Annotated in this window: 1 protein-coding gene; it reads right to left on the bottom strand. The window is 60.4% G+C overall.

Going from position 1 to position 255, the window contains the following annotated elements:
• Positions 1-255: IS3 family transposase (locus FN960_RS24400; RefSeq protein ID WP_143850839.1), on the bottom strand; the 255-nt coding region annotated here is incomplete at both ends.

The following is a 255-nucleotide window of genomic DNA, read 5'->3' as shown; positions in this document are numbered from 1 at the left end:
GCTCCAACAGATTTTCTGACACAGGCAGGCCGTGTGCGCGGTAGCTGACCGGGCTGAACTTCCGGGAGGCCTTTGCCCTCAGTCCCTGACGGCGCAGGCTTGCCGCCACGGTTTTTACGTTAAAGGGGTAACCCTGAGCACGCAGTTCATCCGTCAGGCGTGGGGCACCGTAACGCTGTTTTGACCGGGTAAAAGCCGCGAGGACAACGCTGTCGCAGTGTTGGCGGAACTGCTGACGCGTGCTTATCCTTGTCC

The organism is Alkalicoccobacillus porphyridii (assembly GCF_007293315.1).
Taxonomy (GTDB): Bacteria; Bacillota; Bacilli; order Bacillales; family Bacillaceae_D; genus Alkalicoccobacillus; species Alkalicoccobacillus porphyridii.
This window is presented reverse-complemented; position numbering and strand designations above follow the sequence as displayed.